The following is a 23436-nucleotide window of genomic DNA, read 5'->3' on the forward strand; positions in this document are numbered from 1 at the left end:
GCCGCCCAGCAGCGGTGCAGCATGCAAAATCGGCCACGAATCCGCGAGAGAGTAAAAGCTTGGCGTCCGCCGTGAAGCTCTGCTTCGCCAGGACAGTGACTCTCGGTTGTGTTGAGGGCCCTATTCAGCGGTGGCGGTCGATTCCGGCCGCCTGAGATCAATAACTCGCTCGGCCATAGCAATCGTTTCTGGCCGATGTGCAATGGTGATGCGCGTTACTGGCAAGTTGCAAATTGCGTCATTGACTTGTCGTTCTCGCCCAACGTCCAAATGACTAGTGGCCTCGTCCAAGACAAGGACGCGTGGCTGGCGATACAGCGCGCGTGCCAAAAGGAGTCGCTGCCGCTGGCCGCCCGATAGGGTATTGCCCATGTCGCCGTTGAGCGTATGGTATCCCATCGGCATCGCAAGAATTTCATCATGAATGGCCGCAGATTCAGCAGCAGCTTGGACGCGATCCATGTCGACGTCGTCGTCAAATCCCGCGATGTTTTCCTTCAAGCTCGCTGAGAACAACTGATCGTCCTGCATCACAGCACCTACGTGGCGCCGCCAGTTTGCAAGCCCGAGGTGGGAAAGTGGATGGCCTCCCACGCGCACGGTGCCCTCCGTTGGCTCCAGTAGGCCAAGAATGATTTTGGCCAGCGTCGTCTTCCCGCATCCAGTCGGGCCAACGATCACCACGTGCTCACCAGATCGAATGGTGAGAGTGATATTCCTTAGAACCCAATCGGCACCCTCGGCGTAGCGAAAGCTCACACTATCGAGATGAATATCGGGGACCAGCCAGCCATCAGTATCGAATCGCTCAGGCATTGCACCAGTCGTCTTCTCGGGTTCGGCCATTACGATGTCAGACAGTCGCTCCACGTGCAAACGAAGCATTCTTACCGACATCATATTGTCGATAAATCTCTGCATCCTCGACGAGAACTCGTCCTTATAGGTTATAAAGGCCATCAACATTCCCACGGTTAGTCCACCTTGGATGGTCATGTAAGCACCCGCGCCAAGCACAGTGACGGTTTCCATACCAAACAACAATCCGTAACTCGCTCCGAAGCTCAACGTCATCCTGTTTGCCTGCATTCGCTTGTTGACTGCTCGAACAACGAGATTCGACCAGCGGGAGGCCCTTTGCTCTTCCAGACCAGCAATTTTTATGGCCTGCATGGCTCGCAAACTCTCCAGGAAATGGGTTTGCGCAACAGCCTCATGTGTCATTGCCTCATCGCTAAGCCGGTGAAACGCGCCGTGGGCCAACAGACGGATCGCAGCATAGCCTGTGATCGTGGCTACGACGACGGCAGCCAACGTTGGGCTATAGATCGCCATCACTATGGCTGTCACAGTAGCGAACAGGCCATCCAGTAGTATGTCGACGAATTTTCCAGTCACGGTTTGCTGGATGCTTTGTGCAGACTGAAAGCGCGAGAGTACGTCTCCCGTGTGTCGAACCTCGAACCATTTCGTCGGCAATCGGAGCAAATGCCCAACCACACGCGACGCCCATTGAATGCCGAGTTGGTGCATAGAAATGATTCCGAGCCAGCCACGTGTCCATTCGAGCACGACCCGCATTAGCGTTACCATCACGAAGCCCGTGATGACTACCCATATCAGTTCAGCATCTCCAGAGACAACGGGGCCGTCGATAAGCCATTGAGTGAAAAGAGGTAGTACCAAAGCCAGTACCTGTAATGCTGCTGCCAGAATAAAGAGCTGCGACAGACTACGCTTAAGACCCAAGATAGGGCCCATCAGGTCTCGCCAGTTTATCGGTGGCTTCGGCTTAATTTGTTGAAATGCCGTGGTGGGCCACATTTCCAATGCCACTCCGGTGAAGTGCTGACTAGCCTCCGCCTGGGACATTGAGCGCTCTCCGCGTGCTGGGTCATGTACCGTGATCCTATTGCCAGAGACCCTCATCAGGACCACGAAATGCGTGAGATCCCAGTGAAGTATGCATGGCAGAGAGAGCCTTGAAAGTCCGTCGAGTTCAAGGCGAACCGGTCTTGCGCCTAGCCCCAAAAGACCTCCCAATCGAATCAAATCGCGCAGATACGTCCCACGGATGGAAACAGCAAATCGAGCTCGAAGTTCGCTCATCGAGAACTCATGCTTGTGGTGAGCCGCTATGTAGCCCAGACAGGCTAGCCCGCACTCTGCTGCAGTAGTTTGCAGATAGGTATTCACTTGGTTGAAATCTTCGTGATGGATGGCAACACGCGATCAATCACCCATGCCTGAACAGCCACTGTATCGTTGAGATCTCCCTCGAAGGTGAATTTCGGTACATGCGGCTCGTTGTCGCGGCGCTTCCGGTTCTTCCACACCTTCAGTGGAAGCCACATGTTCACTCCACTCGGGAGGGATACTTGAGATATATCCATATACCGCGTATCGGCGCTTGTCACGCTCCCGGCCTGAACGGTTCCGGGAATGCTTAAAACCGAGTCTGCAAAGTCAAGGCAAGCGCTCGCACAGTAAGAGTCCGTCACGAGTACAAGCTTGCCTGAGAAGGGACGGCCACCTTCTGGCGGTTCGTCGTCTGGCACAGACACTTGTTGAACCAAGGTCTGGTGGCGTGCTGCGGCTGCGTTCATGTTGGACAGGAGGGCGTCCATGAACTTATACGTCCTGCTATCTGGACCTTCCACCTGACTGACCGCAGCCTTATGCGCCTCAAGCGCGACCCGAGCGACCGAAGAAACGCGCCAGTACGCCTTAGCGGTCGAGGATGTTGGCATGGCATCCTTCAACAGGGCCGCCAGGAGTCGATTCCCCACCATAGAGTTGCCACCGTTGTTACCTCTTGCGTCGAGCACCACGGCCTCGGCGTCTCCCAGATCTCGGACCGCATTCAACAGCATCTCAAACGACAAGAGGTCTTCGCCATCCAGCATGAAGTTAGAGGCATGAATCCAGTAGATCCCCGGTTGCAACTGTTTGATGCCTTGGCGTGGCGTCACACGAGTCAATGAGCGAAACCCTTCGGCGGAGGCCTGCCAGCTCAACTCAAACCGGAGAACATCTTTTGCGGCGGATCTAAACTCGCAGTGTTTCAGCCGCAGAGGCTCCCAGAGCATTTCTTGTGACCACTCATTTGTGAGATGAAGCGAAAGACGAGATAGGGAGGCCTCCAAGTTCACGCGCCGATCCACGAATGGTGCGACTTTGCTTGCAAGCAGGTCCTCAACGCTTCGACCATCGCAGGCAACAAGTTCATCACCGATCTCGGGCACTTCTATTGGCCAATCGGTCGCCCGAGCCACGACACGGTACTTGCCGTCACGGCGTTGAACGGTCCATCCCGCCCAAAGAGGGAGCGCACTTGCTTGGCCTTCTTGCCATACACCCAGATGGCCGTCCCTGTAGCCAGCGGTGTAGAAGCGCAGTGCCGCCAACGCCTTGCCCTCGGAATCTGCGTGGCGAGCGAGTTCCATTGCTTCCTGATATCCCTGCGTGAACCATTGTTGAAAGACACGATCCGTTGGGTCTAAAACGCCCGGATGCGCCTCTGTGACAATTTCATGCGCCCGTGCAATGTCATGAGCGGCAACCGTGCTCCAGTTGGAACTCATAGAGACTTTTCCCCCTGTGTTGGCAGCGAAAGCGTTGGCATCGAAAGCGCAAAACGACGATAGCAGAGCAAAAGTCAGCATACTTAGAGGTTGTTTGATCATCGAAGTAGCTAACGAACTGCGACAGAGTCTCGCTCAGTCGTGGGCGTTGGATTTGCGAGAGACTCAAGCGAGAAGGGTTCACGCGGTTTGACCATCGAATTCCTCAGTACCTCCATATAAAAGGCGAGTTGGCTGGGATCACTTACTAGCTTCTCGATCACTTTGACGGCCGCCGCAATTGTCTGAGTCGCATCGCCTCCGGGTCTCAATGTTCTCCGAAGCTCCTCTCGCTCGCGAAAGACATGTTGGCAAAGCCACGAAACATAGTGCACCACGCTTGCTGTGTGCATGCCGACCGCTATATGAAAGGTCTCGCCGATGGGCGTGGCATTGTGCCACCAGCCTCGGGGGAGATAGAGCAAGTCGCCCGCTTCCAGGATTCCGTCAAAGATTGGTTCAGCAGGACACTGAGCCTTGTATTCTTTGCTGGTCTGGCCCGTGAGCGGAAACGGAAAAGTCGGCTTGTATACGCGCCACCTTTTACGGCCAATGAGTTGGATTGCCATGACATCATGCGTATCCCAATGAGCGCCAAAACTCCCTCGCCCGGAAAATGCCAAATAGCCATTCGCAAGCGTCTCGGAGTTAGAAAATTCGGCAATCTCTGAACATAGATGCCGGACCCGCTCAAGGCGAGCATCAATGCGATTGAGCACGACCGTGGCACCTTTTGACAGCAAATCCTGAATCGCGCTTGTGTTGAGCCGTTTTCCTGGCAGGCCTGCAATCGAACAATCCTCCACATAGCGTGACTCGGATATTAATCCATCTTGATGCACCCGGACATGTGGCGCCACGGCATCAATATAGTAGAGCGCTGCGTTGAGATCGGCCCAGCTCAAAAGTGAGATTGCAACCGCCCCACGCACTATGTGAATATTGCGATCGGCGATTTCGGAAAGAAACCGCTCTTTGGACATTCTGAAGTGGATGTAATTTCTCATGAGATAAGCACAATAGGAATAACCTTGTCATGTTTGGCAGGCCGAGGAAAATGCTCTGCAGGACAGCGCAAATCGCCGGGATCACCGGTTTCATAACCGCGCATCCATTGACCCATGAGTTCCCTGTTGAGCCGGATGCTCCCATCCTCCATTAGTTTGCCAACGGTGTTGTGCTCATCGGATAGTGCAACCGTACACTTCTGTACTCGGCCGTCGGCACGTATTACGAACGAATTCGGCCGACTCGCATAGCAAACGACCTTGATCGCCTCATTGGAAGACGGGACTGCAGGCCTGCCATCATTTAACAAACTGTGCACCTCATTCAACAATACAGTCCGCTCCGCCGTCTTTAACGAGGAGATACTTGCGCTGTTAGGACCGCCGAGATTCTCGATGGGCTTGAGCAGTACGGAGAACCGCTTGTCATGGAGGAGTTCTCCGCGCAGCATCGCGGCAAGTTCTTTCACGGATTGAACGTTCTCAGGCATTAGATGCACCCGAAGCAGTACCGAAACGTCCAGCGGGCAATTTCGCAAGGCCTTCAGGTTCGTCCAGATGCGATCAAACGTGCCATCCCCGGATGCCAGTCTCCTAGTGCTATTGTGTGCTGGGCCCATGCCATCCAGAGAGATTTGATATCCCTTTTGATCTAGGCCAAATAGCTTTTCGACAACCTCCATGTCCAGCAAGTATCCGTTGGTTGTCAGCGCTCCGCCAAAGCCAACACCGTGGTCCAAGCATAGTTTTTTGGCAAAGGAACTTATCTCATAAACAATGTGTTTCGCTGCCAGTGGCTCTCCACCAAACCATTGAAAATTCAGATACTTGATGCCTTCAATCCGATTCGTCATGAACTGCTTCAAAGCGGATCGCACTTTGGGACTCATCCATTGCTCTGTCGGCAGAAGTGTCAGCTCAAGGTATCGAGGGTTAAGGGTCGACCTGAGCAGCTGATCATCTTGTTGAGACATAATATCCCGCATCTTAAGATCCGGAGTCTCCGCCGACACGGCGGGGCGTCCAGAACGTTGATAAGAGGAGTCGGTTGGGGCCCGACTTCCGACCAAATTCGATTGGATGCTCTATTTACTCGCCATCGCCGTCCTCCCCATTATTGCGAGGCGGTGGTGGGGTTGGGGGGGGCGGATTTGGGCAAAAAATGTTCGAGCGTGGCAGGCATCCTGGCATATTTGGGCAAATGGTATTACTTTCACATTTATCATCACCCCCGCTGACAAGATCGAGCTCTTCATCTTCAATAATCTCCGTCACTTCGTACCGACCGAATTCGTCGAATTGCACGTTTTTCATTGCTACCGGAAATTTGGTTCTTTGGTTCATTGGCATTCCTTTAATGGTCATCAATTTTTTGGCGGGACGAATTCACTGGTGTGATATGACGCGCCGTTGCGCCGTTTCGAGAAAAGGAGAAAAGCGGGGCGAAGTGCCAGCTATCCACCGATGAATTACAGGTGTCTGCTCGCAGCCATGATCGGGGAAAGAACCCAGTCGAGTAGGCGATGCTCCTCTTGCTCAATGTCTGCTTCAAGGAGAGTCCCTGGCAGCAGGGCTATCTGTCGTCCGCGGGCTTGAATGGTCTGACTATCAAGCCTGACGACTACACGGTACATAGCCTCCTTGTTGGGCGGCGCTGGAATCATTGCAACCTCTTCAGGTTGGAGAGGACTGTTTGAAACTTCGACAACAGTGCCGCTTTTTAGCCCGAATATTTGATATGGATAAGGCTGATACCGAAGTCGGACTGACTGGCCGACTTGCACGAATCCGAAGGCTTTTGAGGTAGCGAACAAGTGCGCTACCAATGGAACGCTCTCCGGGATAATTACTGCAAGCGCTTTCGTCGACACGGTCTCTCCGGGTTCTGCATTAATGGCTGTGACCATGCCCGTCATCGGTGCGGTAATAGCGAAGACGTCGCGGGACTGCACGTCAGTGGTCTCCTGAGAGAGGATCGCCAGATCCCGATTGATTTCAGCGATCTGAGCTGCCGTCTTGAGAGAGACCTGAGCCAGCTCGCTTTTCAATGTTGCGAGGGTTCTCGAGAGCTGGGAGCGCGTTCGCTGCATCGAGAGAAATTGCGCTTGAAGAGCGGCAGCCTGGTCTTCCTTCTCCCGCAATGCCACCTGGGATATGTAGTTCGATTTCGCCAGTGTTCTGTGTTTCTCGATAGATATCTCCGATGCGGCCAATCGTTTCGCGTGGAGGTCCAGTTCCTGCTTGTTGTGCCGCAGCTCGTCCATGACGTTCTCGGATTGCACCCGGAGTCCACGCTCCGCCGTTACACCAAGTTCGTGCGCAGCTTCGCGCTGCCGCATCAGACTTGCTCGGCGCTCACCGAGCGAAGCCGTACGTAATTCGGAGATCTTCGTATTTACCTGCTGTCCGACATGCCTTCGTTCATCGGCAAGAACGAAGAGAACCGCACCTTGTTTCACAATTTGCCCCTCGCGAACGTGGCGCTCAGAAACAATGCCGCCGGTGGGGGCAAGGATCCTAATCGCGCCCCCCTCAGGAACCAGGACGCCGGTAGTAGCGGTACGAGGCCTGTAGCTACCAAAGAATAGGTACAGCAAAATCGCCAGAGACATCGCGGCAGCCAGCCCAACAAGCAGCCAACTATGGCTTGACCGCGCCAGAAGAATCGGCCCATGTTCCTGTTGGTCATGCCTTTGCAATACCTCTCGCCGAAAGATGCTTCGTCGAGCCTTCTCGTTCATATGGCCCCCCTTTGTTGTGACGACACAAGTGGACAGCCCGGAGAATCGTAGAAGAATTGGGCCAATGACCGTGCTAAGCACCGTTGCGCGCAACAAACGCCAGGGCCAGCAAAGGCGCCCATCCGCTATTGCGGGCATCTTGAAAACAAGATCATTTTTTTGGTGGTGTCCTTATTTGTAGAAGAGCAAATAGTCACCAACAAGCAGAAATTTCCCAAAGATGCTGGCGTTTTTTCCGTCTTGAATGAACCCACCCCGCGCCGCAACGGCACTCATGAGAATGAGCCTTGTCACGCCCCGGCAATTGCACCCGGCTGTAGCGAGGGTAGCGAGCGGCTAGGGCGGCCGAGAAACGGGTGTTGGCGGACACTGGCTTCCAGCGAGCTACTATCGTTCGTCGGCGCCATGCGCCCCCTCCCAGGGAGGGGGCTTTACTTCTTGCCCAAAGTTGAGAATAATTCGCATTCTCAACTTGGTTGGGCCGCCTTGCGCCTGCACCAACACTACGCCAGCCAGCCGTTCCAACCAGGTGTCCGCCAGCCAGCGTTTCGTTTTCTTTTAGGGAAAATCCATGAAACGCCGCTGTCTGGCGCGCTTGCGCGCCTCTGTCCGAGTCACGCCCGTTGCCGCCGTCTGCGCTGCCCTTGGTGGCCCTGCCCTGGCTGCCGATCCGGCCGCCGATCCCGACCGCCGCCTAGGCGAGGTGGTGGTCACCGCCACCCGCACCGAGGAGCGCGCCGACGCCGTCGCCTCCACCATCACCGCCATCGATGCCAGCCGGATCGAACGCGCCCAGCCCGTTGACGAGGCCGGCCTGTTCGCCGACGAGCCCGATATCGACGTGCCCCGCGACCGCCGCCGCTTTGGCGCCGGCAGCATCAATATCCGCGGCATCGAAGGCAACCGCGTGCTGCTGATGGTCGACGGCGTGCGCCTGCCCGACTACTACAACGGCGGCGGCCCCTCCAACCTGTCCAGCGCCACGCGCGACGCGCCCGAGTTCTCGTTCCTCAAGCGGGTCGAGGTGCTGCGCGGACCGGCCTCCAGCCTGTACGGCTCGGACGCCATCGGCGGCGCGGTGTCATACGTCACCAAGGATCCCGAGGACATCATGCGCGGGCGTGCGGTGGGCGGCGAAGCCGGCCTGTCGTGGAACGGCATCGACCGCAGCTTCGGCCAGAGCGCGGGCGTGGCCGGCGGCAACGAGACCATCAAGGGCCTGTTCATGTACGCGCACCGCAAGGGGCACGAAGTGCAGAGCATGGGAAGTAACGACACCACCTCGACCGGCCGCAGCAAGGCCAATCCGCAGAACAGCGAGACCAACGCGTGGCTCGGCAAGATCGTGCTCGATCCCGCCGCGGGCCATCGCTTCAGGCTGACCTACGAGCACCGCGACAACGATACCTTTACCGATATCCGCCGACTCTCGACGGCCCTGCCGCGCGTGACTTCCGCCAGTGGCACCGAGGACCTGTCGCGCAACCGCGTCAGCCTGGACTATGAATGGAAGCCGGCCAGCCACGTGGTCGACCGCCTGAGCGCCGCGGTGTTCTACCAGGAGAGCGAGTCCAACACCGTGACCAACCAGGTGCGCAGCCGCACCAGCTCGGGCTGCTCGGGCTCCACGGCGGGCAGCAGCCTGTGCGACGTGAACCTGCTGTTCGGCTTCCGCCAGCAGCAGACCGGCTTCAACGTGCAGGCCGACAAGTCGTTCAATACCGGCATCGTGGGCCACCGGCTGATCACGGGCGTGGACTTCTTGCGTACCCAGACCAGCGAGATGCGCGACGGCACCACCTACAACCGCACCACCGGCGTGGTGTCCAAATCGCTGGCCGGGGACAATTTCCCGATCCACGATTTTCCCAAGGGGGAAACGCGCCAGACCGGCATCTTCGTGCAGGATGAACTGCAGTTCGCCGGCGGCCGCTTCACACTCACGCCCGGCCTGCGCTTTGACCACTACTCGCTCGGCCCGGACGACGACAAGCTCTACAACAGCGTGGCTGCCAAGCCCGCCATCAGCAAGAGCGCTTCGGCACTGTCGCCCAAGCTCTCGGCGCTGTGGCAGGCCACCGACCGCATCAACCTGTGGGCCCAGTACGTATTCGGCTATCGCGCGCCGAACTACCAGGAGATCAACGGCAGCTTCCGCAACACCATCCAGGGCTACGGCGCCGCACCCAACGGCGCGCTGAACCCGGAAAAGAGCCGCTCGCTCGAGATCGGCGCACGCTATACGGATGAGCGCGTGCAGACCAGCGTCGCCGTGTTCGACAACCGCTACAAGGACTTCATCGAGCAAGTCGCGTTGAACTGCCCGTCAGACCCGGCCTGCCTCGCCGGCCTGCGCGCGACGTACCAGTACCGCAACCAGAGCAGCGTGCGCATCTACGGCGCCGAGTGGCGCGGCAGCTATCGCTTCCTGCCGCAGTGGCGCGTGGACAGCGCCGTGGCCTATGCACACGGCAACAACGAGCAGACCGGCCAGCCGCTCAACAGCGTCTCGCCGCTGCGCGCCAGCGCCGCATTGACCTGGGAGCGCGGTAGCGACAGCCAGGGCCAGGGCGCTAGCCTGCGCTGGCGCGGCGCGCGCGCCGTGACGCGCACCGACGACACCTCCTTCACCTACTTCAAGCCGGGTGGCTATGGCGTGGCCGACATCCAGGGCTGGTGGCGCTTTAACCGCTACGCCAGCCTGGTGCTCTCGGTGAACAACGTGTTCGACAAGAAGTACTGGCTGTGGGGCGATGTGCGCCAAGGCAGCGTGGCCGCCAGCGAGCCGGGCCTGGACTTCTATACGCAGCCTGGACGCACCTTTGCCGCCAGCGTGAAGCTGTCGTTTTGACCGGAGGCGATTCGACCCGACATGTCCCCACAAGATAAAACCAAGACACGGTTTCTCCGCGCGCTGTGCCTGCTGTGGATAACCTGGCTGATGCTCGGCATGCAGCCTGCGTCGGCTGCGCCGCGCATCGCGGTGCTGACCACCTCGCCGGTGCCCGCCGGCAAGTTCGAGCCGCTGCAGGCCATGGCGCGCGCGCACGGCATGACGCTGGACGCGCGCTACCTGGAGCGCATGAACGCGCAGGATATCGCGCCGTTCATCGACGGCGCTGGCCTGCTGATCCTGGACGCGCCGCGCGACCATATCGTCACCGAGATGCTGGCCAAGCTCGGGCCGCTGTGGACCCATGCGCGCGCGCCGCGCCTGCTGATCGCCACCGACCGCTTCGAGGCGCATGGCGTGGATAACGCGCTGGGGGCAAAGCTGCAGGCGTACTACGCCAACGGCGGCCGCGCCAACTTCGACGCGATGATGCGCACGCTGGCAGCGCAGCAGTTCAAGCTGCGCGCCGACAGCACCATTCCCGCGCCGGTTGTTTTCCCCAAGGCCGCCTACTACCATCCGCGGCTCGCCAGCGTGGTTACCACCTCGCCGGAAGGCGCGCTCAAGGTGTCCGGCCACGGCGGCGAACCGGTGATCGGTGTGGCCATCCACCAGGCCTATGTGTCGGGTCTGGACAGCGCCTTCGTCGACGACCTGATCGCGCGCATCGAAGCGCGCGGCGCGCGCGCGCTGGTGTTCTACAGCGGCGTGATGGAGGCGGACGGCGTGTTGCGCATGGCCGCGCCCGGCGGCAAGCGCATCGTCGATGTGCTTATCAACGCCCAGATCATGCTCAACGCAGCAGGCCGCAAGGCGGAGTTCGAGGCGCTCGGCATCCCGGTGCTGCAGGTCATGCCCTATCGCAAGGGCGATGCGCAGGACTGGGAGCGCGACCCACACGGCATCAGCCTCACCGACACGCCCTTCTACCTGGTACAGCCCGAACTTGCCGGTGCGAGCGACGCCATGCTGGCCGCAGCCACCTCGCACAAGGACGGCAGCATCGTCAGCCTGCCGGCCCAGCTCGACGCCGTGGCCGACAAGGCGCTGGCGCTCACGCGCCTGCAGCGCACGCCGAATGCCGACAAGCGCGTGGCGATCCTGTTCTACAACTATCCGGCGGGCGAGAAGAACCTGTCGGCATCGTTCCTCAACCTGCCGCGCAGCCTGTCGTCCACGCTGGGCGCACTGCAGGCGCGGGCTACCGCACCGACGCCGCCAATGAACACACGCTGCAGCGCGACCTGGGTGCGTTGCTCGCGCCCTTCTACCGTACTGGCCAGCTCGCGGCGCTGCTCGACGCGGATCGCGCGGCGTGGATGCCGATGACACAGTACCGCCGTTGGTATGACGCACAACCCGCCGCGTTTCGCGCCGAAGTCAGCGCGCGCTGGGGCGAACCCGAATCGTCGTCAATGGCGATCACGCGCGACGGCGTGGCCGGCTTCGCCATCCCGCGCCTGCAGTTCGGCAATGTCGCGCTGATGCCAGTGCCGCCACGCGGCGAGCGCGACGAATCCGCGGAGAAAGCGCTGTATCACTCCACCAAGACGCCGCTCAACCATTTCTACATGGCGGCCTACCTGTGGGCGCGCGAAGGGCGCGAGGCGCTGGTGCACTATGGCACCCACGGCACGCAGGAATGGACGCCCGGCAAGGAGCGCGGCTTGTCCGTGACCGACCAGCCGTACCTGGTGCTGGGCAGCGTGCCGGTGATCTATCCCTACATCGTCGATGACGTGGGCGAGGCATTGCAGGCCAAGCGCCGCGGCCGCGCCACCATCATCAGCCACCAAACGCCGCCGTTCAAGCCGGCGGGCCTGCACACCGAGTTGTCGGCGCTGCACGACCAGTTGCACAACTACCTGCAGCAGGACGACGGCGCGGTGAAGGACACGCTGCGCGAGGACATCCTCGCGCGCAGCGCGCGCATGCACCTGCTCGACGACATGGGCTGGCCGCAGCCACGCGCGAGCGTGCGGTTCACGGAGTACCTCGACGCGTTGCACACGCATCTGCACGAACTCGCGGGCGCATTGCAGCCCTACGGCCTGCACACGTTCGGCCAATCGCAGAATCCCGAGCTGCGGCTGTACACGGTGATGGCCATGCTCGGCCAGCCGTGGCTCAAGCGCGTGTTCCCCGATGAGCCGGAGGAACTGTTCGCGCTCGACTACAAGCAGCTCGCGCAGTCGGCGCCGTACGCGATGCTGCGCAAGTACGTGATCGACGGCGTGCCGCTGACCAACCTTGCCGACACCAGGCAGCGTGAGGACATGCTGCGCGCGCGTACGCTGTACGCCAGCCTGGACGCCGCCCCGGAGAGCGAATCCATGCTCGTCGCGCTGGCCGGGCGCTACGTGCTGGCCGGCACCGGCGGCGATCCGGTGCGCAATCCCGACGCACTGCCGACCGGGCGCAACTTGTATGGGTTCGATCCCTCGAAGGTTCCTACCCGCGAAGCGTGGCAGGCCGGCCAGGCCGCGGCCGAGAGCATGATCGCGGATTGGCGCAAGCGCAACGGCAAGTGGCCCGCCAAGCTGGCCTTCTCGCTGTGGAGCGTGGAGACCATGCGCCATCAAGGCATGCTCGAAGCGCAGGCGATGGCCGCCATGGGCATCCGCCCGAAGTGGGACAGCGGTGGCCGCGTGGTCGGGGTGGAAGCGATTCCCGCCGCCGAGCTCGGGCGGCCGCGCGTGGACGTGGTGCTGTCCGCGACCGGCCTCTATCGCGATCACTTCCCCAACCTGATCAAGTGGCTGGCCGAAGCGGTCAAGCTCGCCGCCGCGCAGCCCGAGCCCGACAACGCGGTTGCCGCCGGCACGCGCGCGGTCAGTGCGCGCCTGGCGCAACACAAGGCGGCGGACATGACGCCGGAGCGCATCGCGTCGCTGGCGCTGACACGCATCTTCGCCAGCGAGTCCGGCAACTACGGCACCGGCCTCAACGATGCCACGGCGGCCAGCGACAGCTTCAGCAGCGGCATGGAAGCCGACGCCAAGCTCGCCAATCTTTATCTGGCGCGCATGCAGTACGGCTACGGCCCGGACGAAAAGACATGGGGCGAGAAGCTGCCGCAACTTAACCTCTACGCGGAGAACCTGAAGGGTGTGGAAGGCGCGCTGCTGGCACGCAGCTCCAACCTTTACGGCATGCTGACCACCGACGATCCTTTCCAGTATCTCGGCGGCATCGGCCTGGCCGTGCGCCACCTGACGGGCAAGGCGCCGGAACTGCTGATCTCCAACCTGCGCGACGCCAACAACGCGCGTACGGAGACGGCGGCGTCCTTCCTTGCCACCGAGCTGCGCACGCGGTACTTCCATCCCGGCTGGATCGAAGGCATGAAGGCCGAAGGCTATAGCGGCGCGCTCAACGTGCTCGACACCGTCAACAACTTCTGGGGCTGGACCGCTGTCGCGCCGGAAATCGTGCGCGACGACCAGTGGACCGAGTTCGCCGAGGTCTACGTCAAGGACAAGCACAAGCTCGGCCTGGACGAATGGTTCGAGAAGAACGCGCCGCAGGCCCAGGCACAGGTGATCGAGCGCATGCTCGAAGCCGCGCGCAAGGGCTACTGGAAAGCAGACCCCGAGATGCGCAAGACGCTGGCCGACCGTTGGCAGACGCTGGCGCAGCGCCACGATATCCGCAGCGACAACCGTAGCTTCAATCGCTATGTGCAGCAGCAGGCGAGCGCGCCTGGCGCAGCTGGCTATGGCGCGCAGGCACCTGCGTCACCGCCGGCCGGCGCGCCGAGGGCAGCCGCCCCGCAGGCGGCGCCAAAGCCCACGCCACGGCAAGCACAGACCCGGCCCGCGCCGCAATCCGAGCAACCAGCGCCGCGGCCCGAGCCCAAGGCACAGCCGCAAACCGTGCCGGTGCAAGGCATGCAACTGGTCGAGAAAATGCCGCCCGCCGCTGCCCTCGTGCCCGTGCTGTCGTGGCTTGCCGCCGGCATCGCGCTGGCCGGCGCGATGCTGGGCGGCGCCCTCAGCGCGCGCCGCCGCGCTGGCGCCGTGCCCGGCTTCCAAGACCAATCAAAAACCCACTGAGGCATCATGACTCCTACCCTGCTTGAAACCCTGATGTACGACGTCGGCCAGTTGTTCCTGTTCCCGACCCTGGCCCTGATCGCGCTGCTGTTCCTCTATGCCTTCTGGGCGCTCGGCGAATTCGTCATGCAAGGGTGGCAGCGCCGCCGCCACAGCATCGAGACGGGACGCGGCTATGTGCTGGTAGCGTTCGCGCTGCGCCATCGCATCCAGGACCCGGACACGCTCGACGTGACCGCGCACCGCCTGCTGGAGTGGCCGCGCATTGCCACGCGCGTGGCGCCCATGCTGGGGCTGGTGGCCACCATGATCCCGATGGGGCCCGCGCTCAAGGGCTTGTCCGGCGGCAACCTCGCCAACGTGGGCGAGAACCTCACCATCGCGTTCTCCGCGGTGATTCTCGCGCTGATCGCCGCCAGCATTACCTTCTGGGTGGTCAATGTGCGCCGCCGCTGGCTCGCCGAGGAACTGGTGTGGCTGGGCAAGCATCAACCGCAGTGGGAGCTCGACGCATGAAGTTCCTGGAAGAAAGCGAAGCCGACGACCCCATCCTCTCGGTGGTCAACCTGATCGACGTGTTCCTGGTGGTGATCGCCGCGCTGCTGGTGGCTATCGCGCAGAATCCGATGAACCCGTTTACGCACGCGGACGTCACCGTCATCACCAATCCCGGCAAGCCCAATATGGAGATTGTCTCCAAGCAGGGTGAGAAGGTCGTGCGCTACCAGGCCAGCGGCCAGGTCGGCAGCGGCGACGGCACCAAGGCGGGCGTGGCGTACCGGCTGCAGGACGGCTCGATGGTGTATGTGCCGGAAGTGGCGGTTTCGCGGTAAAACTGCGCAATAATGAGCACGAGCGAACCATCGCAACCAGGATTATTTAGCCATGCAGATTCGTCATGACCTTGCCCGCCTAGCCAGCGCTATCCCTGCCCGCGCCGCAGCACTGGCACTCGCGGGCGCCATGCTCGCCACGCTTGCCGGTTGCGCGGGCACGCCGCCAGCCGCCGTGGCCGGCGATGTCGCGCATCAGTTCACCGGCAAGACCTACGTGCTGCTGGGCGAGGTGCACGACAACGCCGATGGGCAAAAGCGGCGCTTGCTGGCGTTGTCCGACGCACTGCAAGCCGGCTGGCGCCCGGCCATCGCAATGGAACAGTTCGACCGCGAGCGCCAGGCCGATATCGATCGCGCCCGCCGTGAGCGGCCCGGCGATGCGGCGTACGTCGTGGCGCAGGCGGGCGGCAAGAGCTGGCAGTGGGAGCTTTACACGCCGGTTGTGGCGCTGGCCTTGCGCTACGACCTGCCGTTGGTGGCCGCCAACCTGTCGCGCGCGGATGCGAGCCGGATTGTGCGCGGCGGGCTGGATGGCGTGTTCGACGCGGCAGAGCGTAAGCGCCTTGGCCTCGCCGTGCCCTTGCCCGCGGACGTCGTGGCCGAGCAGACCGCGGTCCTCGACCGTGGCCACTGCGGCAATTTCCCCAAGGCCATGTTGCCCGGCATGCTGGACGCGCAGGCCGCGCGCGATGCGGTCATGGCGGCCTCCATGCGCGAATACGCCGAGCGCGGCGCCGTGCTGATCGCCGGCAACGGCCATGTGCGGCGCGACGTGGGCGCGCCGCGCTGGCTCGCCGCCGAGCCCGGCAGGATCTACAGCGTGGGTTATCTGGAACAGGCCAGCGGCCGCGAGATCGGTGCCTACGATCGCGTGGTGCTGGTGCCCGTGCACAAGCGGCCCGATCCCTGCGAGGGCGCGAAGCCGGCGGCGGGGGCCGAGCCGGCCTGAGCGCAGCAATGCGTTCGGCGGCCTAGCCGAACAGCTCCTCGGCCACGGTGGGATGCAGCTGCACCGTGGTCTGCAGGTGCGACAGCTTGACCCCGAGCCGCACCGCCACGGCAAACGCCTGCATGATCTCCGGGGCGGCGTTGTCCATCATGTGCGCACCCAGCACGCGCCCGCTGCGCGCATTCACCACCAGCTTCACCATCGAGGCCTGCTCGCTGCCGCCGAAGCGATTCTCCAGCGAGACGAAGCGGCGCACCACGGTCTGGATGCGCTCCGGCTTGCCGGCTTGCTCGATGGCCGCTTTCTCGGTCAGGCCCACGCTGCCGATGGCCGGCTCGCAAAATACCGCGGTTGGCACCAGGTCGAAATCCGCGCGGTCGCCGCGGCGCCGAACAGGCGGTCGGCCAGCCAGCGGCCCTGGGCGCCGGCGACCGGCGTGAGGTGCAGGCCGTCGATGACATCGCCGATGGCATGGATCGAGCGCACCTTGGTGCGCAACGAGCGATCCACCTGGATGCCGCCCTTCTGCGTTCTTGCGATGCCCAGCGCCTCCAGGCCGAGCCCATCCCAATGCGGATCGCGCCCGATAGCCGCCAGCGCCGCCTGCGCGCGCACGGTCTGGATGCGATCCTTGCCGTTGCCATGGTTGCCGCCAACCGCGCCATTCGCGCTATTCGCGCCATGGCCATGCTGCCGGTAGCACACGTCAATGGCCCCGTTGGCCTGGTTCAGCAGCGTCACCCCGGTATTGAAATGCAGCCGCACGCCCTTGGCGGTGAGCGCCTCGGCCAGCGCGTCGGCAACTTCATGGTCGAAGCGCGGCAGCAGGCGTTCCCCGCGCACCAGCATCTCCACCTTGACGCCGTAGCGCGACAGGATTGACGCTTGCTCCACCGCCACATAGCCGCCGCCGATCACCACCAGCGAGGCTGGCAGGCTTTGCCAGGTGAAGATGTCGTCGGAAGTGCAGGCCAATTCGCCGCCGGGCACCGGCAACGCGCGCGGCCGCGCGCCGGTGGCAATCAGGATGCGTTTGGCGCGGATGGTCTCGGCACCCACCTGCACCTGGTCGGCGGCGATCACCGTGGCATCGCCGCGCAGCAATTCCACGCCGGCTTCCTGCAGACGGTGCGTATAGGCCACATGCAGCCGCGCCATCTCGGCGTTGACCCGTACGATGGCATCGCTCCAGTCCTCCTTGCCACCGGTATGCGACAGGCAGCCTGACAGGATGGCCGCCAGGCTGGCGCCGTACGAGAGCATTTTCTTGGGCACGCAGCCGCGGTTGATGCAGGTGCCGCCGATCGCGTCGCGCTCCACCAGCACCACGCGCGCGCCCAGCGTGGCCGCGCGCCGTGCCGCGGCCACGCCGCCCGAACCGGCACCGATCACCACGAAATCCGCTTCGCGCTGCGCGCCGGGCTTGCGCTTGCCGCGACGGGGGACATGCTCGACCGCGGTCTCGGTGCTCGCCCTGCGGGCGCTTTGACGCTCGGTCGTGGGTCTTGCCTGGCGTTTCGTCATCAATGCCTCCTGTTGCGGCGCGAAGGCCGCATTGCACATCGTGATGACGGAGCCGCAAGCACGGCCGGCGCGCGGTAACGCTACGCGGCAGTGCCAAGCTCCGTCTTCATGACAGACGGCCAATCACGCAAAAAGGTTTCCCCGTCGCGCCGGCCGAGTTCGTAGGCACCGATCATCGCGCCGGGCTGGGTATAGTCCCAGCTCGAGATCGGAACCCGTTGCGAAGGTTGCAGGTAGAGCCGGCGCTGCGCGCCGTGCTGCAGCACAAAGCGGCGCGGGCGCGGGTAGAGCCGCGTTACCAGCACCAGCACATTGCCGGGCGTTGCGTCGAGCGCGTCGACCGGCACGTTGTCGACCATGCCGCCATCCAGCACGGGCCGGCCATCGCGCCGGAGCACCGGCGTGAAGGGCGGGGTCGAGGACGATTGCAGCAGCAGGTCCGCCAACTGCTCGGGTGAGCCGCAATCCTGCGCGCGCACGAACTCCGGATGGAAGCCCAGCTTGCGGCCCAGGCGCGGGTGCAAGGTCTTGAGCCAGTGCTTCTCGATGTTGTAGGCCACCAGCCCTGCCATGACCGCCAGCCGCGGGCCGCTCCAGCGCGGGATGTGGGCCACGCCGATGCGGATCTCCGGCGCCGTCTGCAGGTTGGCCAGGCGGCCTTCGCCGAAGATGTTCAGCAACGCGGTGCGGTAGATGCCGTAATGCGGGAACACGCGCTGCTTGTTCAGCAGGTTGCCCCAGTACGCATTGCGCAGGTTACCGGCGAGCACCGCGCCGTAGTAGTCCATCACCTGGCGGGAGTCGTGCGTGTAGATCATGCACGCCGTAGCGGCCCCGGCGGAAATGCCCGCGATCACGCGCGGGCGCAATCCCAGCTCGGGCGCCACCGTGTCCCACCAGCCGGCCTGCCACCAGCAGCGGTTGCCGCCGCCGGCAAACACCACCTGGTCGAACGGCGAAGCGGCGGCGCTCTGGATGGAGTCAGGAACTACGCTGCGGGGTTCAGCCATGGATAACATGCGATTCAGGGATGGCGCCGCTCACAGCAGCGCGTAAGTGGTGGTGGCCTGCACGGCCAGCTTGCCATCGGTGCCGGTCAGCTCGATCTCGCCGAACACCACGGTCTTGCCCAGGCGAAGCACATTGGCGCGCACCAGCACATCGCCCTCGATCACCGGGCGCATGAAGTTGGTGGTGAGCGTGACGGTGGTCATCGGCCTGAAGGCGCCGAGCGCATTGGCAACGGCAACGATCATGGCGGTATCGGCGGCGGACATCAGCACCTGGCCGCACACCACGCCACCCGCATGGCGAAATGATTCGTCAAAAGGCAGGCGCAGCGTTACGCCCTGTGCATCAACGTGCTCGGCGCGCAGCCCGAGCTGGCGCACCCATGGCGCCAGCACCCGCTGCAAGGTGCGGTCGATATCGGCAAGCGTGAAGCCGGATTCCGGCGTTGGGTTCAGCGTTGGCTCTGGCATGGCACTCCCGTTTGCCTGGGATGGGGCCGGGCCAGGTTGCTATTCCGTCTCCTGCGGCGCGGCACGATGTTTGAGCCAATGATACAGGGGGCCGGTGCACAGCACCACGAAGGCCATCCGGATCACGTGGAAGGCGGTGACCAGCGGCACGCCAAGCTCCAGCACCTTGGCCGTGATGCACATCTCGGCAATGCCGCCGGGCGTGGTGCCGAGGATGGCGGTGGCGGGGTGCACGCCGGACAACGCCGACAGGCCCCAGCCGAACAGCGCGGAGAGCACCAGCGCCACCAGCGTGTACACCGCCACGCCGCCGAGAAAGCGCGGCGCGGTATGGAGGAAGTCGCGCGAGAAGCGCGCGCCCAGCGACACGCCGATCATCAACTGGCCGGCGCGGCTCATCCACGTGGGGATGGCGGACAACTCGAAGCCCGAGGCCGTCAGCACGGCGGCTGCCAGCAGCGTGCCGATCACGAAGGGGTTGGGCAGGTTGAAGTGCTTGAGCACCAGCGCCACGCTGACCGTGATCGCAATCAGCACGGGCAGCCACAGGTAGTCCACCGTGCGCGGCCCGGGCACGTACGGGTCAAGGCCGTGGATGCCGCCGTACTGGAACAGCGCGGGCACGGCTACCACCACCATCAGCACGCGCAGCGAATGCGCGGCCGCCACCTGGTCGATGCGCGCGCCGTTGCGCTCGGCCAGGTTGGCCATCTCCGACGCGCCGCCGATGGCGGTGGAGAAGTACGCCGTCTTGAACGCCACCCCGGTGGTCTTGCGCAGCAGGTAGGCGCCGCCGCAGCCGAGCAGCAGCGCGAACAGCGAGCCCGCGATGATATACGGCAGGAACTCGATCAGCCGCGCCACCACGTCGGACGTGAAGTAAAGCCCGAGCGAGGTCCCGATCGCCCACTGTCCGGCATTGCGCGCCTGCGTGGGCGCGCGCAGGTCGGCGCCGCGCATGCGTGCGATGGCAACCGCCAGCAGCGGGCCGATCATCCATGGCAGCGGTGTGTGCAGTAGCGTGCAAAGCAGCGCGGCGGCCAGGCCGAGCAGCAGCGTCGAGAGGACCGGACGCCAGCGGTGAAGGAGAGAGGGCATGTCGCAGCGGCCTGGCGCGCGGGCGCCGGCGCAATGTTCTTGTGATGGAGCGCAATGTAGAGACAAAGGCGCCGATGCCATGGCGCCACAAATGAAAAGGCCCGGCACCCCGGAGTGCCGGGCCTTGCCCGCATTTTGCGCTAATCAACCGGTGGCGTCAGCCACTTTGCCGCGCGCCGAGCGCCGGGCCAGCCAGCCCAGGATGCGCGGGATCAGCACCACCGCTACCGTCATGGCCAGGATGGTGGCCGAGATCGGCTGGGTCACGAAGATCGACCAGTCGCCCTGGCTGATCGACAGCGCATTGCGCAACTGCTTCTCGGCGATCGGCCCGAGGATCATGCCCACGATCACCGGCGCGGTGGGGAAGTCGAAGCGGCGCATCGCCATGCCCAGCACGCCGATGATGAACAGCAGCAGCAGGTCGAACCACGACTGGCGGATGCCGTAGGCGCCCAGGCCCGCGAAGATCAGGATGCCGCCATACAGCAGCGGCGTGGGGATGCGCAGCATGCGCACCCACAGGCCGATCGCCGGCAGGTTCAGCACCAGCAGCATCACGTTGCCGATGTACAGCGAAGCCAGCAGGCCCCACACCAGGTCGCCCGAGGTCTGGAACAGCATCGGGCCCGGCTGCAGGTTGTAGTTCTGGAACGCCGCCAGCAGGATCGCGGTGGTGTTCGAGGTGGGGATGCCCAGCGTCAGCAGCGGAGCCAGCGTGGCCGTCACGGCGGCGTTGTTGGCGGCCTCGGGGCCCGCCACGCCTTCGATCGCGCCCACCGTGCCGAACTCATCCTTGTGCTTGGACAGCTTCTTCTCGGTGGCGTACGACAGGAAGGTCGGGATCTCCGCGCCGCCGGCCGGGATCAGGCCGAACGGGAAGCCGATGATGGTGCCGCGGATCCAGGCTGGCACCGAGCGCTTCCAGTCCGACTTGGTCATCATGACCGAGCTGAGCTTGTTGAAGCCGCCCGCGGGCTGCGGGAAGAAGGCGTTGAACAGGGCCTCGCCCACCGCGAACAGGCCGACCGCGACCACCACGATGTCGATGCCGTCGTACAGCTCCTGCACATTCATCGAGTAACGCGTCTGGCCCGACAGCGAGTCCATGCCGATCAGGCCGATGCCCAGGCCCAGGAACAAGCTGGTCATGCCGCGCAGCAGGGACGAGCCCAGCACCGCCGACACCGTGGTGAAGGCCAGCAGCATGATCATGAAGTACTCGCCGGGCCCGAACTGCAGCGCCACGTCGGCCGCGACCGGCGCGAACATCGACAGCAGCACGGTGGCGATGGTGCCAGCGGCGAACGAGCCGATGGCCGCGGTGGCCAGCGCCGGGCCGGCGCGGCCGCTCTTGGCCATCAGGTTGCCTTCCATCGCCGTGACCATGGTCGAGGACTCGCCCGGCGTGTTCATCAGGATGGACGTGGTGGAGCCGCCGTACATGGCGCCGTAGTAGATGCCGGCGAACATGATCAGCGCGGCGGTGGGTTCCACCTTGGCGGTCAGCGGCAGCAGCATCGCCACGGTCAGTGCCGGGCCGATGCCCGGCAGCACGCCGATGGCGGTGCCCAGGAAGCAGCCCACCAGGGCCCACATCAGGTTGATTGGCGTGATGGCGATGGCAAAGCCATGCATCAGCAGGTTAAGAGTATCCATGGATCATCAGCTCCGTTCAGAACCCGGCGACGGGCAGCAACGGCAAATTGATGCCGAGCAGGAATTCAAACAGTGCCCACATCGGCAACGTAATGCACAGGCCAATCAGGGCATCGCGCAGGAAGCGCTTGCTGCCGTAGCCGCGTGCCACGCAGACCATCAGCAGGGTCGACGCCAGCACGAAGCCCAGCGTGCCGATCAGCGCCATGTTGGCCACCAGGCCAGCGGCCACCCACAGGAAGCCGCGGAAGTTATGCGGAGCATCGGGCAGTTCGGCGTCTTCTTCCGGCATATTGCGAAAGCCGCCGCGAATGCCCTGCCAGGTCAGCGCCGCGCCGCACAAAGCCAGGCCGATGGCGACCAGCGTGGGCATGAAGCGCGGCGACAGGCCGGCATAGCCCTCGTCGCCGGAGATGCCCGGCAGGCCGACGAAGTAGAACGCGGAGAGCAGCAATACGGCAATGCCGATCGCCAGGTGTGAGGGTTTCATGATGGGAAGTGGCTCCTTCAAGCGGTGCCTGCGGCCGTGTTGTCCGGCCCTTGGCGTCCCGCGGTTTGTCGTCCCCGCTTAAGGCGGGGGCCCGGCGATGTGTAGTTTGGTTTTTGGGTATCGCAGGTGGACACCGGACCCCCGCCTGCTGCATGCGCACCGAGCGTTACGGTGCGCCGCAGGCAGGGCCGACAGGTAAAACGCTGAAACGATGAAGCAGTGAAACTGCTCCGCGGGGCCGCTTACTTCGCCACGCCCAGCTCGCGCAGCGAACCGCCCAGGCGGGCCGACTCGCTGTCCACGAACTTGCCGAATTCGTCGCCGGTCAGCAGGAACGGGGTCCAGTCATTCTTGGCCAGCGTTTCCTTCCACAGCGGGGTCTCGGTCGCCTTGACCACCGCATCGACCAGCGCCTTGCGTTGCTCGGCGGTGATGCCCGGCGCGCCGTACACGCCGCGCCAGTTGTAGATCTCCACGTTGATGCCCTGCTCCTTGAGCGTCGGGATATCGGCGGTGCGCTCCTTGGAGGTCACGGCCAGCGCGCGCATCTTGCCGCTCTTGATAAAGGGCAGGAACTCGGACACGCCGGCGAGGCCGACGGTCACGTGGCCGCCCAGGATCGAGGCCGACGCTTCACCACCGCCCTGGAAAGGCACGTAGTTGATCTTCTTCGGGTCCACGCCGCTTTCCTTGGCCACCAGGCCCGCCAGGATGTGGTCGATCGAACCCTTGGAGCCACCGCCCCAGCTCACGCTGCCCGGGTTGGCCTTGAGCTGCGCGGTGAGGTCCTTCATGGACTTCAGCGGCGAGTTCGCCGGCACGGTGATCACCATGGTGTCGGCGAACAGGCGGGCGATCGGGGTGGCGTTCTTCAGCGTGACCGGCGGATGGTTGGTTTCGATCGCGCCGACCATCACCGCGCCGGTGACGATCATCGCGTTGGGGTTGCCCTTGTCGGTGTTGACGAATTGCGTCAGGCCGATGGTGCCGCCCGCGCCGCCCTTGTTGTCATAGGAGGCCGTCTTGGCCACGCCGGCGGAAACCAGCGCCGCGCCCAGCGAGCGGCCGGTCTGGTCGAAA

The 23436-nt window shown here is 63.2% G+C and carries 16 protein-coding genes and 2 pseudogenes; 5 read left to right on the forward strand and 13 right to left on the reverse strand.

Annotation, left to right across the window (positions count from 1 at the left end):
• Positions 1-120: 120 nt before the first annotated feature.
• The 6 genes from OR16_RS29500 to OR16_RS29515 all read right to left on the reverse strand — a co-directional run bounded on the left by OR16_RS29500 (position 121) and on the right by OR16_RS29515 (position 7242).
• Positions 121-2196, reverse strand: coding sequence for a peptidase domain-containing ABC transporter (locus tag OR16_RS29500; protein ID WP_237717270.1), 2076 nt, complete (start codon positions 2194-2196; stop codon positions 121-123).
• A complete protein-coding gene (locus OR16_RS29505) occupies positions 2193-3584 on the reverse strand; it encodes a S41 family peptidase (RefSeq protein WP_006162297.1) in 1392 nt (463 codons plus the stop codon). Before OR16_RS29505 ends, OR16_RS29500 begins: the two co-directional genes overlap by 4 nt.
• Before the next feature lie 110 nt (positions 3585-3694).
• A complete protein-coding gene (locus OR16_RS41985; protein WP_100228004.1) occupies positions 3695-4630 on the reverse strand; it encodes a cupin domain-containing protein in 936 nt (311 codons plus the stop codon).
• Positions 4627-5484, reverse strand: a complete 858-nt coding sequence (locus OR16_RS29510) for a radical SAM protein (RefSeq protein ID WP_237717271.1) — start codon at positions 5482-5484, stop codon at positions 4627-4629. Before OR16_RS29510 ends, OR16_RS41985 begins: the two co-directional genes overlap by 4 nt.
• A 235-nt stretch (positions 5485-5719) precedes the next feature.
• A complete protein-coding gene (locus OR16_RS43760) occupies positions 5720-5974 on the reverse strand; it encodes a hypothetical protein (RefSeq protein ID WP_141639941.1) in 255 nt (84 codons plus the stop codon).
• Between the two features lie 125 nt (positions 5975-6099).
• The gene (locus OR16_RS29515; RefSeq protein WP_006162300.1) at positions 6100-7242 is read right to left on the reverse strand and encodes an HlyD family efflux transporter periplasmic adaptor subunit; all 1143 of its coding nucleotides are present in this window, start codon (positions 7240-7242) and stop codon (positions 6100-6102) included.
• Between the two features lie 700 nt (positions 7243-7942).
• Between OR16_RS29515 and OR16_RS29520 the strand changes: the two genes are divergently transcribed.
• The 5 genes and pseudogenes from OR16_RS29520 (at position 7943) to OR16_RS29540 (ending at position 16104) form a co-directional block, all read left to right on the forward strand.
• Positions 7943-10222 carry a TonB-dependent hemoglobin/transferrin/lactoferrin family receptor gene (locus OR16_RS29520; protein WP_006162301.1) on the forward strand — a complete coding sequence of 760 codons (2280 nt, stop codon included), beginning with the start codon at positions 7943-7945 and terminating at the stop codon, positions 10220-10222.
• Between the two features lie 471 nt (positions 10223-10693).
• Positions 10694-14319: pseudogene (gene cobN / locus OR16_RS29525) on the forward strand (cobaltochelatase subunit CobN).
• A 6-nt stretch (positions 14320-14325) separates the two neighbouring features.
• Positions 14326-14835: a MotA/TolQ/ExbB proton channel family protein gene (locus OR16_RS29530; RefSeq protein WP_043421647.1), complete on the forward strand. Its 510-nt coding sequence runs from the start codon at positions 14326-14328 to the stop codon at positions 14833-14835.
• On the forward strand, positions 14832-15152 hold the full coding sequence (locus tag OR16_RS29535; protein WP_006162304.1) for a DUF2149 domain-containing protein: 321 nt from the start codon (positions 14832-14834) through the stop codon (positions 15150-15152). The genes OR16_RS29530 and OR16_RS29535 overlap by 4 nt, the downstream gene beginning before the upstream one ends.
• Positions 15153-15204: 52 nt before the next feature.
• Positions 15205-16104 (forward strand): ChaN family lipoprotein, encoded by a 900-nt coding sequence (locus OR16_RS29540; RefSeq protein ID WP_006162306.1) that lies wholly within the window; start codon positions 15205-15207, stop codon positions 16102-16104.
• A 22-nt stretch (positions 16105-16126) separates the two neighbouring features.
• Here the strand turns inward: OR16_RS29540 and OR16_RS29545 are convergent.
• The 7 genes and pseudogenes from OR16_RS29545 to OR16_RS29575 all read right to left on the reverse strand — a co-directional run.
• Positions 16127-17628: pseudogene (locus OR16_RS29545) on the reverse strand (dihydrolipoyl dehydrogenase family protein).
• An 80-nt stretch (positions 17629-17708) separates the two neighbouring features.
• A complete protein-coding gene (locus tag OR16_RS29550) occupies positions 17709-18638 on the reverse strand; it encodes a patatin-like phospholipase family protein (RefSeq protein WP_006162307.1) in 930 nt (309 codons plus the stop codon).
• 30 nt (positions 18639-18668) lie between these two features.
• A complete protein-coding gene (locus OR16_RS29555) occupies positions 18669-19109 on the reverse strand; it encodes a PaaI family thioesterase (protein WP_006162308.1) in 441 nt (146 codons plus the stop codon).
• Between the two features lie 39 nt (positions 19110-19148).
• On the reverse strand, positions 19149-20207 hold the full coding sequence (locus tag OR16_RS29560; protein ID WP_006162309.1) for an AbrB family transcriptional regulator: 1059 nt from the start codon (positions 20205-20207) through the stop codon (positions 19149-19151).
• Between the two features lie 144 nt (positions 20208-20351).
• Positions 20352-21866, reverse strand: a complete 1515-nt coding sequence (locus tag OR16_RS29565; RefSeq protein ID WP_006162311.1) for a tripartite tricarboxylate transporter permease — start codon at positions 21864-21866, stop codon at positions 20352-20354.
• Positions 21867-21882: 16 nt separating this feature from the next.
• Positions 21883-22356, reverse strand: a complete 474-nt coding sequence (locus tag OR16_RS29570; protein ID WP_006162313.1) for a tripartite tricarboxylate transporter TctB family protein — start codon at positions 22354-22356, stop codon at positions 21883-21885.
• A 242-nt stretch (positions 22357-22598) separates the two neighbouring features.
• Positions 22599-23436, reverse strand: an 838-nt coding sequence (locus tag OR16_RS29575) for a tripartite tricarboxylate transporter substrate binding protein (protein ID WP_006162314.1), incomplete at its 5' end; no start/stop codon positions are given.

The organism is Cupriavidus basilensis OR16 (assembly GCF_000243095.1).
GTDB classification, from domain to species: domain Bacteria; phylum Pseudomonadota; class Gammaproteobacteria; order Burkholderiales; family Burkholderiaceae; genus Cupriavidus; species Cupriavidus basilensis_D.